Annotated in this window: 16 protein-coding genes; 15 read left to right on the top strand and 1 reads right to left on the bottom strand. The window is 29.8% G+C overall.

Going from position 1 to position 16,500, the window contains the following annotated elements; translation table 11 throughout:
• The first annotated feature begins 187 nt into the window (after nt 1–187).
• From WJW32_RS05705 to WJW32_RS05685, 5 genes are all read left to right on the top strand, one after another.
• The gene (locus WJW32_RS05705; protein WP_340256282.1) at nt 188–646 is read left to right on the top strand and encodes a chemotaxis protein CheX; all 459 of its coding nucleotides are present in this window, start codon (nt 188–190) and stop codon (nt 644–646) included.
• Between the two features lie 221 nt (nt 647–867).
• A complete protein-coding gene (locus WJW32_RS05700) occupies nt 868–1,476 on the top strand; it encodes a helix-turn-helix domain-containing protein (protein ID WP_340256279.1) in 609 nt (202 codons plus the stop codon).
• Between the two features lie 296 nt (nt 1,477–1,772).
• Nucleotides 1,773–3,947, top strand: coding sequence for a DNA topoisomerase III (locus WJW32_RS05695; protein ID WP_340256276.1), 2,175 nt, complete (start codon nt 1,773–1,775; stop codon nt 3,945–3,947).
• Nucleotides 3,948–3,968: 21 nt separating this feature from the next.
• Complete coding sequence (locus WJW32_RS05690) at nt 3,969–4,799, top strand: CvfB family protein (RefSeq protein WP_340256273.1); 831 nt, start codon at nt 3,969–3,971, stop codon at nt 4,797–4,799.
• Between the two features lie 115 nt (nt 4,800–4,914).
• Nucleotides 4,915–6,813, top strand: a complete 1,899-nt coding sequence (locus WJW32_RS05685; protein ID WP_340256271.1) for an ABC-F family ATP-binding cassette domain-containing protein — start codon at nt 4,915–4,917, stop codon at nt 6,811–6,813.
• A 437-nt stretch (nt 6,814–7,250) separates the two neighbouring features.
• Here the strand turns inward: WJW32_RS05685 and WJW32_RS05680 are convergent, their stop codons facing one another.
• Complete coding sequence (locus WJW32_RS05680) at nt 7,251–8,519, bottom strand: nucleotidyltransferase (RefSeq protein WP_340256268.1); 1,269 nt, start codon at nt 8,517–8,519, stop codon at nt 7,251–7,253.
• 332 nt (nt 8,520–8,851) lie between these two features.
• Between WJW32_RS05680 and WJW32_RS05675 the strand changes: the two genes are divergently transcribed.
• From WJW32_RS05675 to acpP, 10 genes are all read left to right on the top strand, one after another.
• The gene (locus WJW32_RS05675; RefSeq protein WP_340256265.1) at nt 8,852–10,045 is read left to right on the top strand and encodes an acetate/propionate family kinase; all 1,194 of its coding nucleotides are present in this window, start codon (nt 8,852–8,854) and stop codon (nt 10,043–10,045) included.
• A 125-nt stretch (nt 10,046–10,170) separates the two neighbouring features.
• Nucleotides 10,171–10,683 (top strand): YceD family protein, encoded by a 513-nt coding sequence (locus WJW32_RS05670; protein WP_340256262.1) that lies wholly within the window; start codon nt 10,171–10,173, stop codon nt 10,681–10,683.
• A 13-nt stretch (nt 10,684–10,696) separates the two neighbouring features.
• Entirely contained in the window at nt 10,697–10,873 is a 177-nt protein-coding gene (gene rpmF / locus WJW32_RS05665) for a 50S ribosomal protein L32 (RefSeq protein WP_277730995.1), read from the top strand.
• A 125-nt stretch (nt 10,874–10,998) separates the two neighbouring features.
• On the top strand, nt 10,999–11,556 hold the full coding sequence (gene fapR, locus WJW32_RS05660) for a transcription factor FapR (protein ID WP_340256259.1): 558 nt from the start codon (nt 10,999–11,001) through the stop codon (nt 11,554–11,556).
• A gap of 14 nt (nt 11,557–11,570) precedes the next feature.
• Entirely contained in the window at nt 11,571–12,581 is a 1,011-nt protein-coding gene (plsX, locus tag WJW32_RS05655; protein ID WP_340256256.1) for a phosphate acyltransferase PlsX, read from the top strand.
• Entirely contained in the window at nt 12,574–13,569 is a 996-nt protein-coding gene (locus tag WJW32_RS05650; protein ID WP_340256253.1) for a beta-ketoacyl-ACP synthase III, read from the top strand. Before plsX ends, WJW32_RS05650 begins: the two co-directional genes overlap by 8 nt.
• Nucleotides 13,570–13,580: 11 nt before the next feature.
• Complete coding sequence (fabK, locus tag WJW32_RS05645) at nt 13,581–14,510, top strand: enoyl-[acyl-carrier-protein] reductase FabK (protein ID WP_340256250.1); 930 nt, start codon at nt 13,581–13,583, stop codon at nt 14,508–14,510.
• Between the two features lie 11 nt (nt 14,511–14,521).
• The gene (gene fabD, locus WJW32_RS05640) at nt 14,522–15,475 is read left to right on the top strand and encodes an ACP S-malonyltransferase (protein ID WP_340256247.1); all 954 of its coding nucleotides are present in this window, start codon (nt 14,522–14,524) and stop codon (nt 15,473–15,475) included.
• Complete coding sequence (fabG, locus tag WJW32_RS05635) at nt 15,475–16,224, top strand: 3-oxoacyl-[acyl-carrier-protein] reductase (protein WP_340256244.1); 750 nt, start codon at nt 15,475–15,477, stop codon at nt 16,222–16,224. The genes fabD and fabG overlap by 1 nt, the downstream gene beginning before the upstream one ends.
• A 41-nt stretch (nt 16,225–16,265) precedes the next feature.
• Nucleotides 16,266–16,490: an acyl carrier protein gene (acpP, locus tag WJW32_RS05630; protein ID WP_340256241.1), complete on the top strand. Its 225-nt coding sequence runs from the start codon at nt 16,266–16,268 to the stop codon at nt 16,488–16,490.
• Nucleotides 16,491–16,500: the final 10 nt, after the last annotated feature.

Raw genomic sequence — 16,500 nt, 5'->3', positions numbered from 1 at the left:
AAACATTAATCTAAGATAATTATATTAAATTATTTGGTTATCTATGAATTTAAAATAGAGTTTAAATTAAGATTATTTTGTCAAAAAATAATTGTTTGACTAATGAAATGTGATATAATATAAGAAAAAGGATAGATTGACATATAGTAAGTATATATGAATCTGTTTTAAAAAGAGGTGACAGTATATGAGTTCAAAAATTATAAAACATTTTTTAAATTCGGTTTTAGACATAATGCCTCAACTAGGATTTAGTAACATAGAAAAAAAAGATATTTTGGTTAAAGAAAGCAGTATTAAGGTACACGGTGTAATGTTGAATTTAGGTGTAGTAGGAGATATGAAGGGAAATGTAATTTATAGTATGAGTGAAAATGATGCTAAAAAGATAGCTTCTAAAATGATGATGGGAATGCCAGTTTTAGAATTTGACGATATGGCTCAAAGTGCTATATCTGAACTATCTAATATGCTTACAGCAAAAGCTAGTATAAATCTTGAAAAAGAAGGAATAAATACTAATATATCTACTCCTACATTGACTTATGGAAGTGATTTTGAAGTTAAAACAAATACGGATAAAATCATAGCTAGTGAAGTTTTAGTGGATGATATATCTATTAAAGTTAATATTGCTTTTGAATAAATAAAAAAACAGCTAACATAAATTGTTAGGTGTTTTCTTATTTAAATAGAAGATTAAAATTTTATCAGAATTAAGTTTTGTTTTATTTGATTAAAAAAAGTATTGATTTGATATATGTGAAAATAAAGACTTTTTAATAATTAGTGTGATATAATTTAAAAAAATATATTTAATAAGTTAATTTAACATTTGAAATAAAAGAACAGAAAGAGGTTATGGATGTGAGGTTAACAAAAGTAAATGAAGATATACAAAAAACTTGTGAAAATATATCAAAATTACTAGATGTTGAGGTTACTTTAGTTGACTCTAATTTGGTTAGAATAGCTGGAACTGGAGTATTTAAACAAAAAATTGGAACTAGTATAGATAAAAATTCTATATACTCTCACGTTTTAGAAACGGGAGAGACTTATACTATGAATGAAAAATATGATAGTGAAAAATGTGGACAGTGTAATCAAAGACATTATTGTAAAGAAATTGCAGATATATGTTGTCCTATTAAAATTAAACATACGGTAATAGGTGTAATAGGACTTGTGGCTTTTGATGAGAAGCAAAGAGACATGATGCTTTTAAAAAAGAGTGAACTAATGCTTTTTATATCTAATATAGCTGATTTGATGTCTTTAAAGCTTAAAAATATAGATGATCTTGATTATGCTAATGATAAAATAAGTTCTTTTGAAGAATTAGAAAAAAAAGAGATTTTAAAAGCTATAAAAAAGTATGGAAATACTACAGATGGAATGAAAAAAACAGCAGATGCTTTGAATATAGGAATAGCTACACTTTATAGAAAAATAAAAAAGTACGATATAAGATAAATAATATACAGTTTATGTAGAAAATAAAAGTCACAAATGAATATACACTTGTAATTAAGGATAGAATTAATAATAAGGATATTACTGTGGATTAATACAATTTTAGATTTTAATTTACTTTAGCAGTAGCTATTATATACGCAAGATTATTTAATTTATTTCCTGGGAAAGATTTGTATTGATAAGTTATGGAATTTATAAAAAAAGACTATGTTTCATAGTCTTTTTCTAATACAAAAGCTTTTATTGTGATATTATATACTCTGTATGATATGAATTTAGAAAGGAACAGTATTATGAAAAAAACATTGGTTTTAGCTGAAAAACCCTCAGTTGGAAAAGACATAGCTAGAGTTTTAAATTGCAATTCAAATAAAAATGGATACATAGAAGGGGAAAATTACATTATAACATGGGCTTTTGGACATTTGGTTACATTGGCTCCTCCTGAAAATTATGATGAAAAATATAAGTCTTGGAAAATAGAAGATCTACCTATGCTTCCTGATAAATTAAAAATAGTTACTATAAATAAAACGCACAAACAATTTAATACGGTAAAAAGACAGATGAATAGAGAAGATGTAGGTGAAATAGTAATTGCTACTGATGCAGGGCGTGAAGGTGAGCTTGTAGCAAGATGGATAATAGAAAAAGCACACGTTAAAAAAAGCATAAAGAGACTTTGGATATCATCTGTTACAGATAGAGCCATAAGGGATGGTTTTAATAATTTGAAACCTGGTAAAAATTATGAAAATCTATATAAAAGTGCAACGGCACGTGCTGAATCAGATTGGCTTGTAGGAATTAATGCAACTAGAGCATTAACATGCAAATATAATTCATCTCTTTCTTGTGGAAGAGTTCAAACTCCTACACTATCTATGATATCAAAGAGAGAAAGTGATATACAAAATTTCAAACCTAAGGATTTTTATGGTATAAAAGCTTTTGTAAATGATGTTGAATTTATATGGCAAGATAGTAAAAGTAAAAATACTAATACTTTTGATAAAGCAAAATGCGATAGTGTAATAAATAGTTTGAAAAATAAAAAAGCTAAAGTTGAAAATATAGTTAAAAAGACAAAAAAAACATTTGCACCAAGCCTTTATAACCTAACAGATCTTCAAGCGGATGCAAATAAAATATATTCTTATTCAGCTAAAGAAACATTGTCTATAATGCAAAAATTATATGAACAACATAAATTACTAACATATCCAAGAACGGATTCAAGGTATATATCAGAAGATGTAGTAGATACTTTAAAAGATAGAGTTATGGCTTGTAGAGTTGGAAAATATTCAAAGATAGCTTTTAATATTTTGAAAAAAGAAATTAAAATAAATAAAACATTTGTAGATGATTCTAAGGTTTCTGATCACCATGCTATTATACCTACAGAAGAGTCTAGTGGTTTTGCTGAATTGACTGACAAGGAGTTCAAAATATACGATTTAGTTGTAAAACGATTTTTAGCTGTATTAAATAAACCATTTGAATATGAAAGTATAACTATACAAATTAAAATAGGACAAGAAATATTTACAGCTAAAACTAAGAGAATAATATCTCTGGGATGGAAACAGGTGTATGAAAACACAGAAGCTGATAATAATATGGTTAGTGAGTTGTTAAGTAATCTAAATGTAGGTGATGAGTTTGATGTATCTAATATATACCAAACTAAAGGCCATGCAAATCCACCATCAAGATTTGATGAAGGAAGTTTACTTATTGCTATGGAAAATCCGCAAAAGTATATGTGCGATGAAAATAAAGAACTTATAAATACGATAAAAGAGACTGGTGGGATTGGAACTGTCGCTACAAGAGCGGACATTATAGAAAAATTATATAATAATTTTCTAATGGAGAAAAAAGGTAGATACATACATATAACATCAAAAGGCGAACAACTTTTGGAACTTGTTCCAGATGATTTAAAATCACCGTTATTAACTGCTAAATGGGAACAAAAGCTGGCTCTTATAAGTAAGGGTTTATTAACAAAAGATGATTTTACTAATGAAATGAGAGAGTATACAAATATTATAGTTAAAGATATAAAAAATAGTGATCAAAAATTCAAGCACGAAAATATAACTAGAAATAAGTGCCCAGAATGTGGGAAATATATGTTAGAGGTCAACTCGAAAAATGGGAAAATACTAATATGTCAGGATAGAGAATGCGGATGTAGACAAAATATATCTAAAAAAACTAATGCAAGATGTCCAAACTGTTTTAAAAAATTAGAACTTAGAGGTCAAGGCGAAGGAAAAGTATTTGTATGCAAGTGTGGACATAAAGAAAAATTATCTAAATTTAACGAGAGAAAGAAAAAAGAAGGTAATAAGGTAAATAAAAAAGATGTAAATAAATATTTAAAAAAACAAAAAACAGAGAATGAACAAGGTTTGAATTCAGCATTAGCGGAGGCTCTGGCAAAGTTTAAGAAATAATAATATAAAAGGAGAAAATACATGTTTAAATTAGGAGATTTTAATGAATTAAAAGTAGTAAAAGAAAAGGAATTCGGATTCTTTTTGGATTCTGAAGTTGGAGAAATTCTTCTTCCTACAAAGTACGTTCCTGAAGACTTAGAGGTTGGAGATAATATAAATGTATTTGTATACAAGGATTCTGAAGATAGATATCTAGCTACTACAAAGACCCCAAAGGCTAAGGTGGGAGATATAGCTTTCTTAGAGGTTAAGGATATAAATCAGTATGGAGCATTCATAGATTGGGGACTTGAGAAAGAGTTATTAGTTCCATATAGCCAACAAAAAGAAAAATTAAAGAAAAATAAAAAGTATATCTTTAGTATATATAAAGATGATGTGAGCAATAGGATAATAGCAAGTCAAAAAATAAATAGATATATAGAAGAAGATGATATAGATCTTACAGAAGGACAAGAAGTAGATATGATGATATATCAATTTACGGACATGGGTGTAAAAGTTATAATAGAAGGAAAGTATTTTGGACTTTTATACAAGAATGAGGTATATAAAAATTTAAAAGTTGGAGATGTTGTAAAAGGTTTTGTAAAGAAGATAAGAGAAGATAATAAAATAGACGTTAGTATTAGAAAAAAAATAAACCTAGAAATAGATGAAGCTAAGGAAAGAATATTGGATGAACTAAAAAAATATGATGGAATTTTATACTTAACTGATAAGTCATCTCCAGATCATATACAAAAAAGTTTAGAGATGAGCAAGGGAATGTTTAAGAAGGCCTTAGGTGGGCTTTATAAGGATGGATTAGTAACACTTACTAGTGAAGGTACTTATTTGAAAAAGTAAATTAAAGTAAAAATCCTGTTGTATAATATAACAGGATTCTTTTTGTCTATGAAGAAATTATGAAATTAATATGTTATAATACAATATATTATTGCTAATAAAGGGATGATTGATTATGAATATAATAACTATAGAAAATATATACAAAAGTTATTCGGAAAAAAAACTGTTAGAAGATGTTTCTCTTGGTATAAATGAAGGAGAAAAAATAGGGGTACTAGGTATAAATGGAACAGGAAAGTCTACTTTACTAAAAATAATAGCTGAGGTTGAAACTTATGATAGTGGAAAAATAACGAAGGCTAGAAATGCAAATATAGAGTATCTACCACAAAATCCAGATTTCGATGGAGATTTAACTGTAATAGAGCAGGTTTTCAAAGGAACATCTCCTGTGATGAAACTTATAAGTGAATATGAATATACACTTGAAAAATTAAGTCGAAATCCAGAAGATAATAATTTACAGACTAAGCTTTTAAATTTAAATCAACAAATGGATAATATGAATGCATGGCAACTGGAAAGCGAAGCGAAGAGCATACTTACAAAACTTGGGATATCTAATTTTGATGATAAGATACAATATTTATCGGGTGGTCAGAAAAAGAGAATAGCACTTGCAAGCTCACTTATAAATCCATGTGATCTACTCATACTAGATGAGCCTACTAACCATATGGATAATGATACTATAATTTGGCTTGAAGAATATTTGAATAATAGAAAAGGCTCTCTTATTATGATAACTCATGATAGATACTTCTTAGATAGGGTAGTTAATAAAATAATAGAGGTGGATGGAGGTTCGCTGTATTCATATCTGGGAAATTATACTAAATTTTTAGAGTCAAAGCAGGAAAGAGAAGAAAGTTTAATTGCCTCTGAGAGAAAAAGAAAAAGTATTTTTAGAAAAGAGTTAGAGTGGATACAAAGAGGTGCAAGAGCTAGAAGTACTAAGCAAAAGGCGAGAATAGATAGATTTGAACAGTTAAAAGAGGACAAGTTTGAAATAGATGATAATAGCATAGATGTGTTTGTTGGAAGCTCAAGGCTTGGTAAGAAGGTAATAGAGATAAATAATATATCAAAGAGTTTTGATTCTAAGAAGATACTTAGCGATTTTGAGTACACAATATCTAAAGGGGATAGAATTGGTATAATAGGAGACAATGGATGTGGAAAATCAACTCTTATAAATATGATTGTTGGGAATATACAGCCTGATAGTGGAAGTATAGATATAGGTGCTACTGTTAAAGTTGGATATTTTTCTCAAGAAAATGAACATATGGACGGAAATCTTAGGGTTATAGAGTATATAAAAGAACAGGCAGAGGGTATGTATACAGCTGATAATAAGTATATAAGTGCATCGACTATGCTTGAAAGGTTTTTATTTACTAAAGATGCACAGTGGTCTTTAATATCCAAATTATCTGGTGGAGAAAAGAGAAGATTATACTTACTTAGAGTACTGATGAAATCTCCTAATGTACTTATATTAGATGAGCCAACTAATGATCTGGATATTCAGACGTTGACAATACTTGAAGAATATTTAGATGGGTTTGATGGTAGTGTTATAACTGTATCTCATGATAGATATTTCTTAGATAGAGTTGTAAATAAAATATTATCATTTAAGGGCGATTCTACTATAGAACATTATGTTGGAAACTATTCAAATTATAGAGATTTTTGCAGTCAAAAGGAAGAGGTCGTTATAAAGGAAGTTGTTGAAAAGAAAGATAAGAACTCATATAAGAAAAAAGATACAAGACTTAAGTTTACATTTAAAGAGCAAAAGGAATATGAAGAAATAGATGGAGTAATTGAACAACTAGAAAGTGATATATCTGATATAGATGAATCTATAAATGGATGTGGAAGTGATTTTGAAAAGTTACAAAAGCTAACTAAGCAAAAAGAGGAGTTAGAAATTGTTTTAGAAGAAAAGCTAGAGAGATGGGAATATTTGAATGATTTAGCTGAAAGAATAGAAAATCAATAAATAAATTTATTCCTTAATCCAAAATGAAGGGTATTAAAATACCGTGAATATATTTTAATACCCTTCATTTTGTGGGTACAGTTCTTAATCTTTTAATATATTCAAAAATATACTGTTTTAAAAAAGTAATTTAAAAAATTCAACAAAAATTTTTTTATAGTGAGGCAAGGTTCATTTTATAATACATGAATTGATTTAAAAAACTGTCTATAAAAATGTTAGTGAATGTTTTTGGATATTTTGACTAATATAACTTGATTTTGTCGTTTAATAATCCGTTAAGAAATTTGCGTGTCTGACCGTAGGGAGTTCGTAAATTTTAAGATTATTAATAAGACAAAAGCTTAGTTGTATTCAAAATATCGTTACATTCACGGTATTTTTATAGATAGTTTTGATTACTCACATATAATCTAAGAAGGTGTGAGTCTATACAATTAAGATTTTCTTACGTATATAGGAGATATGTAATAATCCATATATCCTTTAATCTGGTCTTTTCTATTTTTGTAATACATAAGATTGTACAGATTTGTACTTTTTATATCGTAATTTAAAAATAAGCTCATATTTTCATCTTTAACATTTACTGAACTTAGTTTGTTTATTATAGTGACATCTGAGTTCTTTTTTATATTTTTGATTATTTCTCTGCCTTTATCGTTAAAGGCTAGGAGTCTTATATAAGGCATGGTATTTATGTTTTTAGCCTTCATGACGTCTTCTTTTGTTATTGAAAGAAGTATATTTGTAAGTATTCTCTTGATTTTAGTCATGGTATATCTTTTGGATTTCACACTCATAAGAAGTTCATAGAGTGATGATGTGTTCATTACAGAGTTTATTATTTTGTTCTCTATTCCTTCGTTCACGTCAAAGTATTTATTTATATTTTTCTCTTCTCTTAATATAGTACCTATTAATATCTCGTAAAATTGGTCATCAAATACAGGATTAAAGTTATTATCTATTTGAGATTGCATAATAGAGTATGTTGTATTTGGAATTACATTTATTAAATCTTCTAGATTTTTATTTGATTTTAAATACTTTCTTATTGCAGTAGCACTGCATATAGAACTGTTTATATCTGTTGAATTATATTCTGATTTAATTCTTTTTATAGTATATGGTTTTATAGAACTTTTTAATTTGATTATGCTTTTTATATATTCAATTCCTAGTATGTTGTTAGAACTATTTAAAACCTCGTATAAACTATCTTCTGTTATATTTAATGTTTTGTTATTACTGATGTATTTAAATAAAGCCTTAGCTCTTGCAGTGGGGAATAATAGGCCTTCACTTAAATAATATTTAAGGTATTGTTTAAACTCTAGAGGTTCATCGACTAATATATGACTTATTTGATACAAAATATCGATATCTCCTATTTCACTTCCAAAACAGATACTATCTATTGAGTTTGTGCTATTTAATGTAGATATGGCGCCATGGCTAAAAAATTCAGCACTTTGGGTTGCAAATAAAGTAGGTAGTTCTATTACAAGATCAACTCCTGATTCAACAGCAGCCTTAGCTCTTGTCCATTTATCAAATAAAGCGGGCTCTCCTCTTTGTAAAAAATGACCGCTCATTATAGCTACTGTATGAGTAGCGCCTGATTGTTTCTTTGATTCTAAAAGATGGTGCATATGACCGTTGTGAAATGGGTTATACTCAACAATTAATCCTAAAACTTTCATATATATCTCCTTTTGAGGTTATTATTAAATTATATAATATAGAAAGTATCATTTCTAGAGGCTTTGATTATAGAAATCATACTTTCTATGAATTAAGTTTTGTATTTTTAGAAATATTAATGTATGTAGATTGATATTTTTAAAATATAAAGAAGGAATATTGAAAAAAATGTAGAATGTTAATAGAATATTGAATTTTAATGAATATTTAAATGACTTTATTTTTTATTTTTTGTGTACAATTTGAGTGAAAAATGCTATATTAATTTATGTTGAGATTGTTGTGTAATGTATATATATACATAAAAATAATATTGGGAGGTAGCAAATATATGAACATATTAGTTATTAACTGTGGTAGTTCTTCTTTAAAGTATCAATTAATAAACATGGAGAATGAAAGTGTTATGGCTATAGGATTAGCTGAGAGAATAGGAATTGAAGGTTCTGTAGTTAAGCATCAAACTACAGGAAAAGATAAAGTAACTATTGAAAAGCCTATGAAAGATCATAAAGATGCAATTAAGATAGTTTTAGATTCTATAGTAAATGAAGAATATGGTGCAATTAAAGATATGAAGGAAATTTCTGCTGTTGGACACAGAGTAGTTCACGGAGGAGAAAAATTTGCAACTTCTGTTGTAATAAATGATGAAGTTAAAAAAGGAATAGAAGATTGTGTTGAACTTGCACCTCTTCACAACCCAGCTAACTTAATAGGAATAAACGCTTGTCAAGAAATATTACCAGGAGTTCCAATGGTTGGAGTATTTGACACTGCTTTCCATCAAACTATGCCAAAATCATCTTACCTTTATGGACTACCATATGAGTTATATGAAAAGTATGGAGTTAGAAGATATGGATTCCACGGTACATCTCACAAGTATGTATCTCAAAGAGCAGCTGAAATGCTTGGTAAAAATGTAGAAGACTTAAAGATAATTACTTGTCACTTAGGAAATGGAGCAAGTATTGCTGCTGTTGACGGTGGAGTATGTAAAGATACTTCTATGGGATTCACTCCTCTTGAAGGATTAATAATGGGAACAAGATGTGGAGATATGGACCCTGCTATAGTACCATTTATAATGGAAAAAGAAGGATTAGATGCTGATGGTTTAAGTTCATTAATGAATAAAAAATCAGGTGTTCTTGGAATGACTGGAATATCTAGTGATTTTAGAGATATAGAAGATGCAGCAGCTGAAGGAAATGAAAAAGCTATAGTAGCATTAGATGCTTACTGTAAGAGAGTTAAAAAATATATAGGTTCTTACATGGCTGAAATGGGTGGAGTAGATGTAGTTTTATTCACTGCAGGTATAGGAGAAAACTCTATATCTATGAGAGAGCAAATCTGTGAAGGACTTGAAGGTTTAGGAATGAAGATGGATAAAGAAAAGAATAACGTTAGAGGAAAAGATACAGTTATAAGTACAGATGACTCTAAAGTTAAGCTTTTAATAGTGCCTACTAATGAAGAGTTAATGATAGCAAGAGATACTCTTGAATTAGTTAAATAAATTACTTTACTAATAAAAGGTAGGTATTGACCTACCTTTTTTATTGTCTATCAAGTAAAAATACTTGACAAACTAATTAAGCATTTGTATAATAAATTTTGCAGTGTATTATTGAGGTGATTAATATGAAGATAAACTTATCTAGATTAATAAAAAGAGAAATAACAGTTTTAGACTTGAATTTCTCTGAAAAAATTGATAATATTAGTTATTGTGGTAAAAACTACAGATTAACTTCTCCTGTTGAAGTTGATGGGCAAATAACTAATATCGATAGACAACTTTATCTGGATTGTAATATTAAATTCTCTGTTGTAGACTCTTGTAGCAGATGCTTAAAAGATGTTGAAGTCAACATAGAAGATGATGTTAAAGCTTTTATAGTTGAAGATGAAGATTGTGTTTTAGAAGATGAAGATACTATTGTTTGCAATGGGGACGAATTAGATTTTAAAAATATAATTGAAAATACTTTTATATTAAATGTTCCAGAAAGAATAACATGTGATGAAGAATGTAGAGGTCTTTGTAATTCATGTGGAGCTAATTTAAATGAAGAAAAATGCAATTGTCATAATGACGAAGAATTTACTGATCCCCGTTTTTCTAAATTAAAAGACTTATTTAAAAATGACTAAGGAGGTGGGATAAATGGCAGTACCAAAGCGTAAAACATCAAGATCAAAGAGAGACTCAAGAAGAGCAGCTAACTCAAAAATGGTAGCAACTGGATTCGTAAGTTGCCCACAGTGTCATGAGCCGAAATTATCACATAGAGTATGCCCGGATTGTGGATACTATAAAGGTAAAGAAGTAGTAGCTAAATAATAAAAAGCATGTAGTTTATAACTACATGCTTTTTATTTTTGTTCTATTGATTTATATGACTAATTATTATATACTAATATTAGTAGCTGGTACTAATATTAGTATATAATTTAGGGGTGGATGATGTGAAAAGAAAAGGCAAACAAGAAAGACAGACAGAACTTTCCCAAATGTTAAAAAGAGACCCTTTTTATACAGATGAAGAATTATCGGATTATTTTAGTGTTAGTATACAGACTATAAGATTGGATAGACTTAAACTTGGAATACCTGAACTGAGAGAGAGAGTAAAGCTTGTTGCTGAAAATAATATAAATAAAGTGAAAACTATAGGAAGCAAGGAAATAGTTGGAGAAATAATAGATTTAGATGTTGGAAGCTTAGGTATTTCAATACTTGAAACGACTGATCATATGGTTTATTCTAAGACTAATATAGTAAAGGGTCATTTTGTATTTGCTCAAGCTGAATCATTAGCAATGGCTGTTGTAGATGCACCTGTTGTATTAATGGGAGTTGCTAATATAAAGAATATAAATCCTATAAAAGCAAATGATAGGTTAATAGCTAAAGCTGAAGTGATAAGAGTTAGAGATAAAAAACATTATGTACACGTTAAAATAAATAATAAAAATCATGAACAAGTTTTTAGAGGCAAGTTCATATTCGATGAAATAAATTAAAGGAAGTGGTGAATATGAAAATAGTAGTTGATTGCATGGGAGGAGATAATGCTCCTTACTCTACAGTTGAAGGTGTAGTAGATGCTATAAAGGAGTTTAATATAGATATAATAGCTACAGGGGATAAAAATATATTGGAAGAAAATTTTAGTAAGTATGAATTTGATAAAACTAAATTGGAGATAATTCACACGAGTGAAATAATAATAAATGAAGATAAACCAGTAAAGGCTATAAGAAGTAAGAAGGATTCATCTATGGTAGTAGCTCTTAACTTAGTTAAAGAAGGAAAGGCTGATGCTATAGTTTCTGCTGGAAATACTGGCGCACTTTTAGCTGGAGGGCTTTTCGTAATTGGTAGAATAAAGGGCATAGATAGACCTGCACTTTGTACTTTCTTACCTAACAAAGAAGGAATGTCTATACTATTAGATGCTGGTGCAAATGCAGACTGTAAGCCTAGAAACTTACTGGAATTTGGAGTTATGGGGTCTGTATATGCAAGTAAAATATTAGAACTTGATAATCCTAAGGTTGCTATAGTGAATGTGGGACAAGAAGAAGGAAAAGGAAATGATTTAACTAAAAAATCTTATGACTTATTAAAAAATAATGAAGATATAAACTTTATAGGAAATGTAGAAGCAAGAGATATACCTTATGGGTACACAGATGTTATAGTATGTGATGGTTTTACAGGAAATGTTGTTTTAAAGGTTACAGAGGGAGTGGCTATGTCGGTATTTTCTATGTTAAAAGATACTTTTTTAACTAATATGAAGACTAAGATAGGAGCCATGCTTTTAAAAGATGATCTTAAGAAACTAAAGAAAAATCTCGATTATAGCGAATATGGAGGGGCACCGCTGCTTGGAGTAAATGGAGGTCTTATAAAAGCACATGGAAGTTCTAACTCTAAAGCTATAAAAAATGCAATAAAGCAAGGGATACACTTTGCAAATGGAAATGTTCTTAATGAAATAAAGTTTAAAATAGATAAATTAGGAGTGGATAAGATTGAATAAATTGAAAAGAGCAGGAATATTAGCTACAGGAAGTTATGTTCCAGATAAAGTTATTACTAATTTTGATTTAGAAAAAATGGTAGATACAACTGATGAATGGATATCTTCAAGAACTGGTATAAAGAAGAGAAGAGTAGTTGAAGATGATATGGCTACTTCAGATATAGCAACTATTGCTGCTAAAAAAGCTATGGAAAGCTCTGGAATAAATCCAGAAGAAATAGATCTTATAGTAGTGGCAACTGTTACTCCTGATATGTTATTTCCATCAACTGCTTGTATTGTTCAAAAAAATATAGGAGCTGTTAATGCAGCAGCATTTGACTTAGAAGCTGGTTGTTCAGGGTTTGTATATGCATTAAGCGTAGGGAAAAACTTTATAGAAACTGGTATGTATAAGAAAGTACTTGTAATAGGTGCGGAAGCTTTATCTAAAATTATGGACTGGACAGATAGAAACACTTGTGTATTATTTGGAGATGGAGCAGGTGCTGCTATCTTAGGAGAAGTGGATGAAAATGAGGGGATTTTATCTACATATTTAGGAGCTAATGGAGCAAGTGGAGAATGCCTTAAAATGCCTGCGGGTGGTTCTAGAATGCCTGCAAGTGAGCAAAGCATAAATGATAGACTTCATTACATAAAAATGGGAGGATCTGAAGTATTTAAATTTGCAGTTAGAGTCATGGGAGATTCTGCTAAAAAGAGTATAGAAATAGCTGGATTGAATGAAGAAGACATAAATTATGTAGTACCGCATCAAGCTAATATAAGAATAATACAGGCATCTGCAAAAAGACTTAAAATGCCTATGGAAAAAATATATGTTAACTTACATGAATACGGTAATATGTCTGCAGCATCTATACCTGTAGCTCTTGATGAAGCTTATAGAAAAGGAAATATAAAAAAAGGTGACAATATAGTTTTAGTAGGATTTGGAGCAGGACTTACTTGGGCTTCGAGTGTTATTAAATGGAGTATCTAGGAGGAGAAAAGATGAACAGAGTATGTGAACTTTTAGGAATAAAATACCCTATAATTCAGGGGGGAATGGCGTGGATAGCAACTGCTGAACTTGCTGCAGCTGTATCTAATGCGGGAGGACTTGGACTTATCGGAGCTGGAAATGCTCCTGCTGATGTTATAAAAAATGAAATTAAAAAAGCTAGAGAACTTACTGACAAGCCGTTCGGAGTTAATGTAATGCTGTTATCTCCATTTGTAGACGAAGTTATGGAAGTTGTATATGAAGAAAAAATACCTGTTATAACTACTGGAGCAGGAAATCCAGCAAAGTATATGGAAAAATTAAAATCAATAGGAACAAAGATAATTCCAGTTGTTCCATCGGTTGCTCTTGCCAAAAGAATGGAAAGATGTGGAGCAGATGCTGTTGTTGTAGAAGGAACAGAAGCTGGAGGACATATAGGAGAACTTACGACTATGGTATTAATACCTCAAGTTGCAGATGCAGTGAGTATACCTGTTATTGGAGCTGGTGGAGTTGCTGATGGAAGAGGAATCGCTGCTGCATTTGCATTAGGAGCTAGTGCTGTTCAAGTAGGTACTAAATTTGTATGTAGCGAAGAGTGTATTGTACATGAAAATTATAAAAATGCTATTATAAATGCTAAGGATAGAGATGCCCTAGTTGCAGGTAGAAGCACAGGACATCCTGTTAGAGCTTTAAAAAATAAGCTTATGAAAGAACTTATAAAGCTTGAAAAAGAAGGAGCAGATACTGCTTATATAGATGAGAAAGGCGTAGGCGCACTTAGAAAATCTGTTATAGATGGAGATATAGAAAATGGTTCTGTAATGGCAGGTCAGAGTGCTGCTATGGTAAATGATATAAAATCTTGTAAAAACATTATAGAAGATATGATGAATGAAGCTAAGGATATAATGTCTAACTTGAGCTTGTAGGAGGTATTTATATGGGTAAAATAGCTTTTGTATTCCCGGGTCAGGGATCACAATATGTGGGTATGGGTAAGGATGTATATGAAAATTATGAAGTCTCGAAAAAAATATTTGACAAAGCTGATGAAGTTTTACATATGAACTTAAAATCTTTAATGTTTGAAGGTCCTGATGAGGAGCTTACTAAAACTGAAAATACTCAACCGGCAATACTTACTTTAAGTACGGCTCTACTTGAAGTGTTAAAAGATGAACTTGATGTGAAATTTGATGCATGTGCTGGACTATCTTTAGGAGAATACTCTGCTCTTGTAGCGGTTGGTGCTCTATCTTTTGAGGAAGCTGTAAAGCTTGTTAAAAAAAGAGGTAAGTATATGCAAGAAGCAGTTCCTCAAGGTGTAGGTACTATGGCTGCTATACTTGGTCTTGATAGAGATATACTTATGCAAGTGTTAGATGAAGTATCTAGTGAAGGAATAGTTGAGGCTGCTAACTTTAATAGCCCAGGACAGATAGTAATATCTGGAGAAATAAAGGCTGTAGAAAAAGCTGCTAGTCTTTGCAAAGAAAGAGGAGCTAAAAAAGCGGTTATATTAAATGTAAGTGCACCTTTTCACTCTTCTATGTTAAATAAGGCTGGAGAAAACCTAAAAAGAGAACTTGAAAATATAAAGATAAATTCTTTTAAAACACCTGTTGTAACTAATGTTACTGGAACATATGTTGAGCATAATGAAATAAAAGATACTTTGGTAAAGCAAGTAAGCTCATCTGTATTATGGGAAGATTCTATAGAAAAACTTATAAAAGATGGATTTGATACTTTTGTTGAAATAGGTCCTGGAAAAACTCTTAAAGGATTTATAAATAAAATATCTAAAAAATTAACAGCTAAAGTAAACATCTACAATGTAGAAAATGCGGCTACTTTAGAAAAGTTTATACAAGATATGAAGGAGGCTAAGTGATGATAGATTTAAAAGGTAGAGTGGCTCTTATAACTGGAGGTTCAAGAGGTATAGGAAAAGCAATAGCTACAAAATTTGCTTCATTAGGAGCTGATATAGCTATAAATTATACTTCAAGAGAAGAATCTGCACTTGAAGCGAAAAAAGAAATAGAAGATATGGGAGTAAGATGCTTTACTGTGAAATGTGATGTATCTAATTTTGAAGAATCTCAAAATATGGTTAATGAAGTTATAAATGAATACGGGAAATTAGATATATTAGTAAATAATGCAGGTATAACTAAAGATGGACTTTTAATGAAAATGAAAGAAGAAGATTTTGATAAAGTTATATCTGTAAACTTAAAAGGTGTATTCAACTGTACAAAGGCTGTAACTAGACCTATGATGAAGCAAAAATATGGAAAAATAATAAATATGGCATCTGTAGTTGGTGTTATGGGAAATGCAGGTCAATCAAATTACTGTGCTTCTAAGGCTGGGGTTATAGGTTTTACAAAATCAACAGCGAGAGAACTTGCATCTAGAAATATAACTATAAATGCTATAGCTCCAGGATTTATAGAAAGTGATATGACAGATGTATTAAAGGATGAAGTAAAAGCAGCTTATGAAAGTAGCATACCTATGAAAAAAATGGGTAAAACAGAAGACGTAGCTAATGTAGCTGCATTTTTAGCGAGTGATATGTCTTCTTATGTAACAGGTCAGACTATTAATGTCGATGGTGGAATGGTAATGCAATAAAAAAATCAAAATATATAATAAAAATTTAGGAGGTATTTATTATGTTTGAAAAAGTGAGAGATATAGTAGCAGATCAATTAGGAGTAGACAATGTAGATGAGATTAAATTAGAAACATCTTTAATAAAAGATTTAGAAGCAGATTCACTAGACGCAGTTGAAATAATGATGGCTCTTGAAGATGAGTTTGAAATAGAAATACCAGATGAAGAAGCAGAAAAGTTTACTTGCATAGGAGAAATAGTAAAATATATCGAATCTAAATAAGTAGTTTTGG

Source organism: Tepidibacter sp. Z1-5 (assembly GCF_037844525.1).
Classification (GTDB): domain Bacteria; phylum Bacillota; class Clostridia; order Peptostreptococcales; family Peptostreptococcaceae; genus Tepidibacter_A.
This window is presented reverse-complemented; position numbering and strand designations above follow the sequence as displayed.

Coding starts and splice junctions, on each gene's coding strand:
- WJW32_RS05690 (WP_340256273.1), top strand. CDS start 3,969: ATGTTTAAATTAGGAGATTTTAATGAATTAAAAGTAGTAAAAGAAAAG.
- fabD (WP_340256247.1), top strand. CDS start 14,522: ATGGGTAAAATAGCTTTTGTATTCCCGGGTCAGGGATCACAATATGTG.
- WJW32_RS05670 (WP_340256262.1), top strand. CDS start 10,171: ATGAAGATAAACTTATCTAGATTAATAAAAAGAGAAATAACAGTTTTA.
- WJW32_RS05695 (WP_340256276.1), top strand. CDS start 1,773: ATGAAAAAAACATTGGTTTTAGCTGAAAAACCCTCAGTTGGAAAAGAC.
- WJW32_RS05680 (WP_340256268.1), bottom strand. CDS start 8,519: ATGAAAGTTTTAGGATTAATTGTTGAGTATAACCCATTTCACAACGGT.
- fabK (WP_340256250.1), top strand. CDS start 13,581: ATGAACAGAGTATGTGAACTTTTAGGAATAAAATACCCTATAATTCAG.
- fabG (WP_340256244.1), top strand. CDS start 15,475: ATGATAGATTTAAAAGGTAGAGTGGCTCTTATAACTGGAGGTTCAAGA.
- WJW32_RS05675 (WP_340256265.1), top strand. CDS start 8,852: ATGAACATATTAGTTATTAACTGTGGTAGTTCTTCTTTAAAGTATCAA.
- plsX (WP_340256256.1), top strand. CDS start 11,571: ATGAAAATAGTAGTTGATTGCATGGGAGGAGATAATGCTCCTTACTCT.
- WJW32_RS05685 (WP_340256271.1), top strand. CDS start 4,915: ATGAATATAATAACTATAGAAAATATATACAAAAGTTATTCGGAAAAA.
- WJW32_RS05705 (WP_340256282.1), top strand. CDS start 188: ATGAGTTCAAAAATTATAAAACATTTTTTAAATTCGGTTTTAGACATA.
- acpP (WP_340256241.1), top strand. CDS start 16,266: ATGTTTGAAAAAGTGAGAGATATAGTAGCAGATCAATTAGGAGTAGAC.
- rpmF (WP_277730995.1), top strand. CDS start 10,697: ATGGCAGTACCAAAGCGTAAAACATCAAGATCAAAGAGAGACTCAAGA.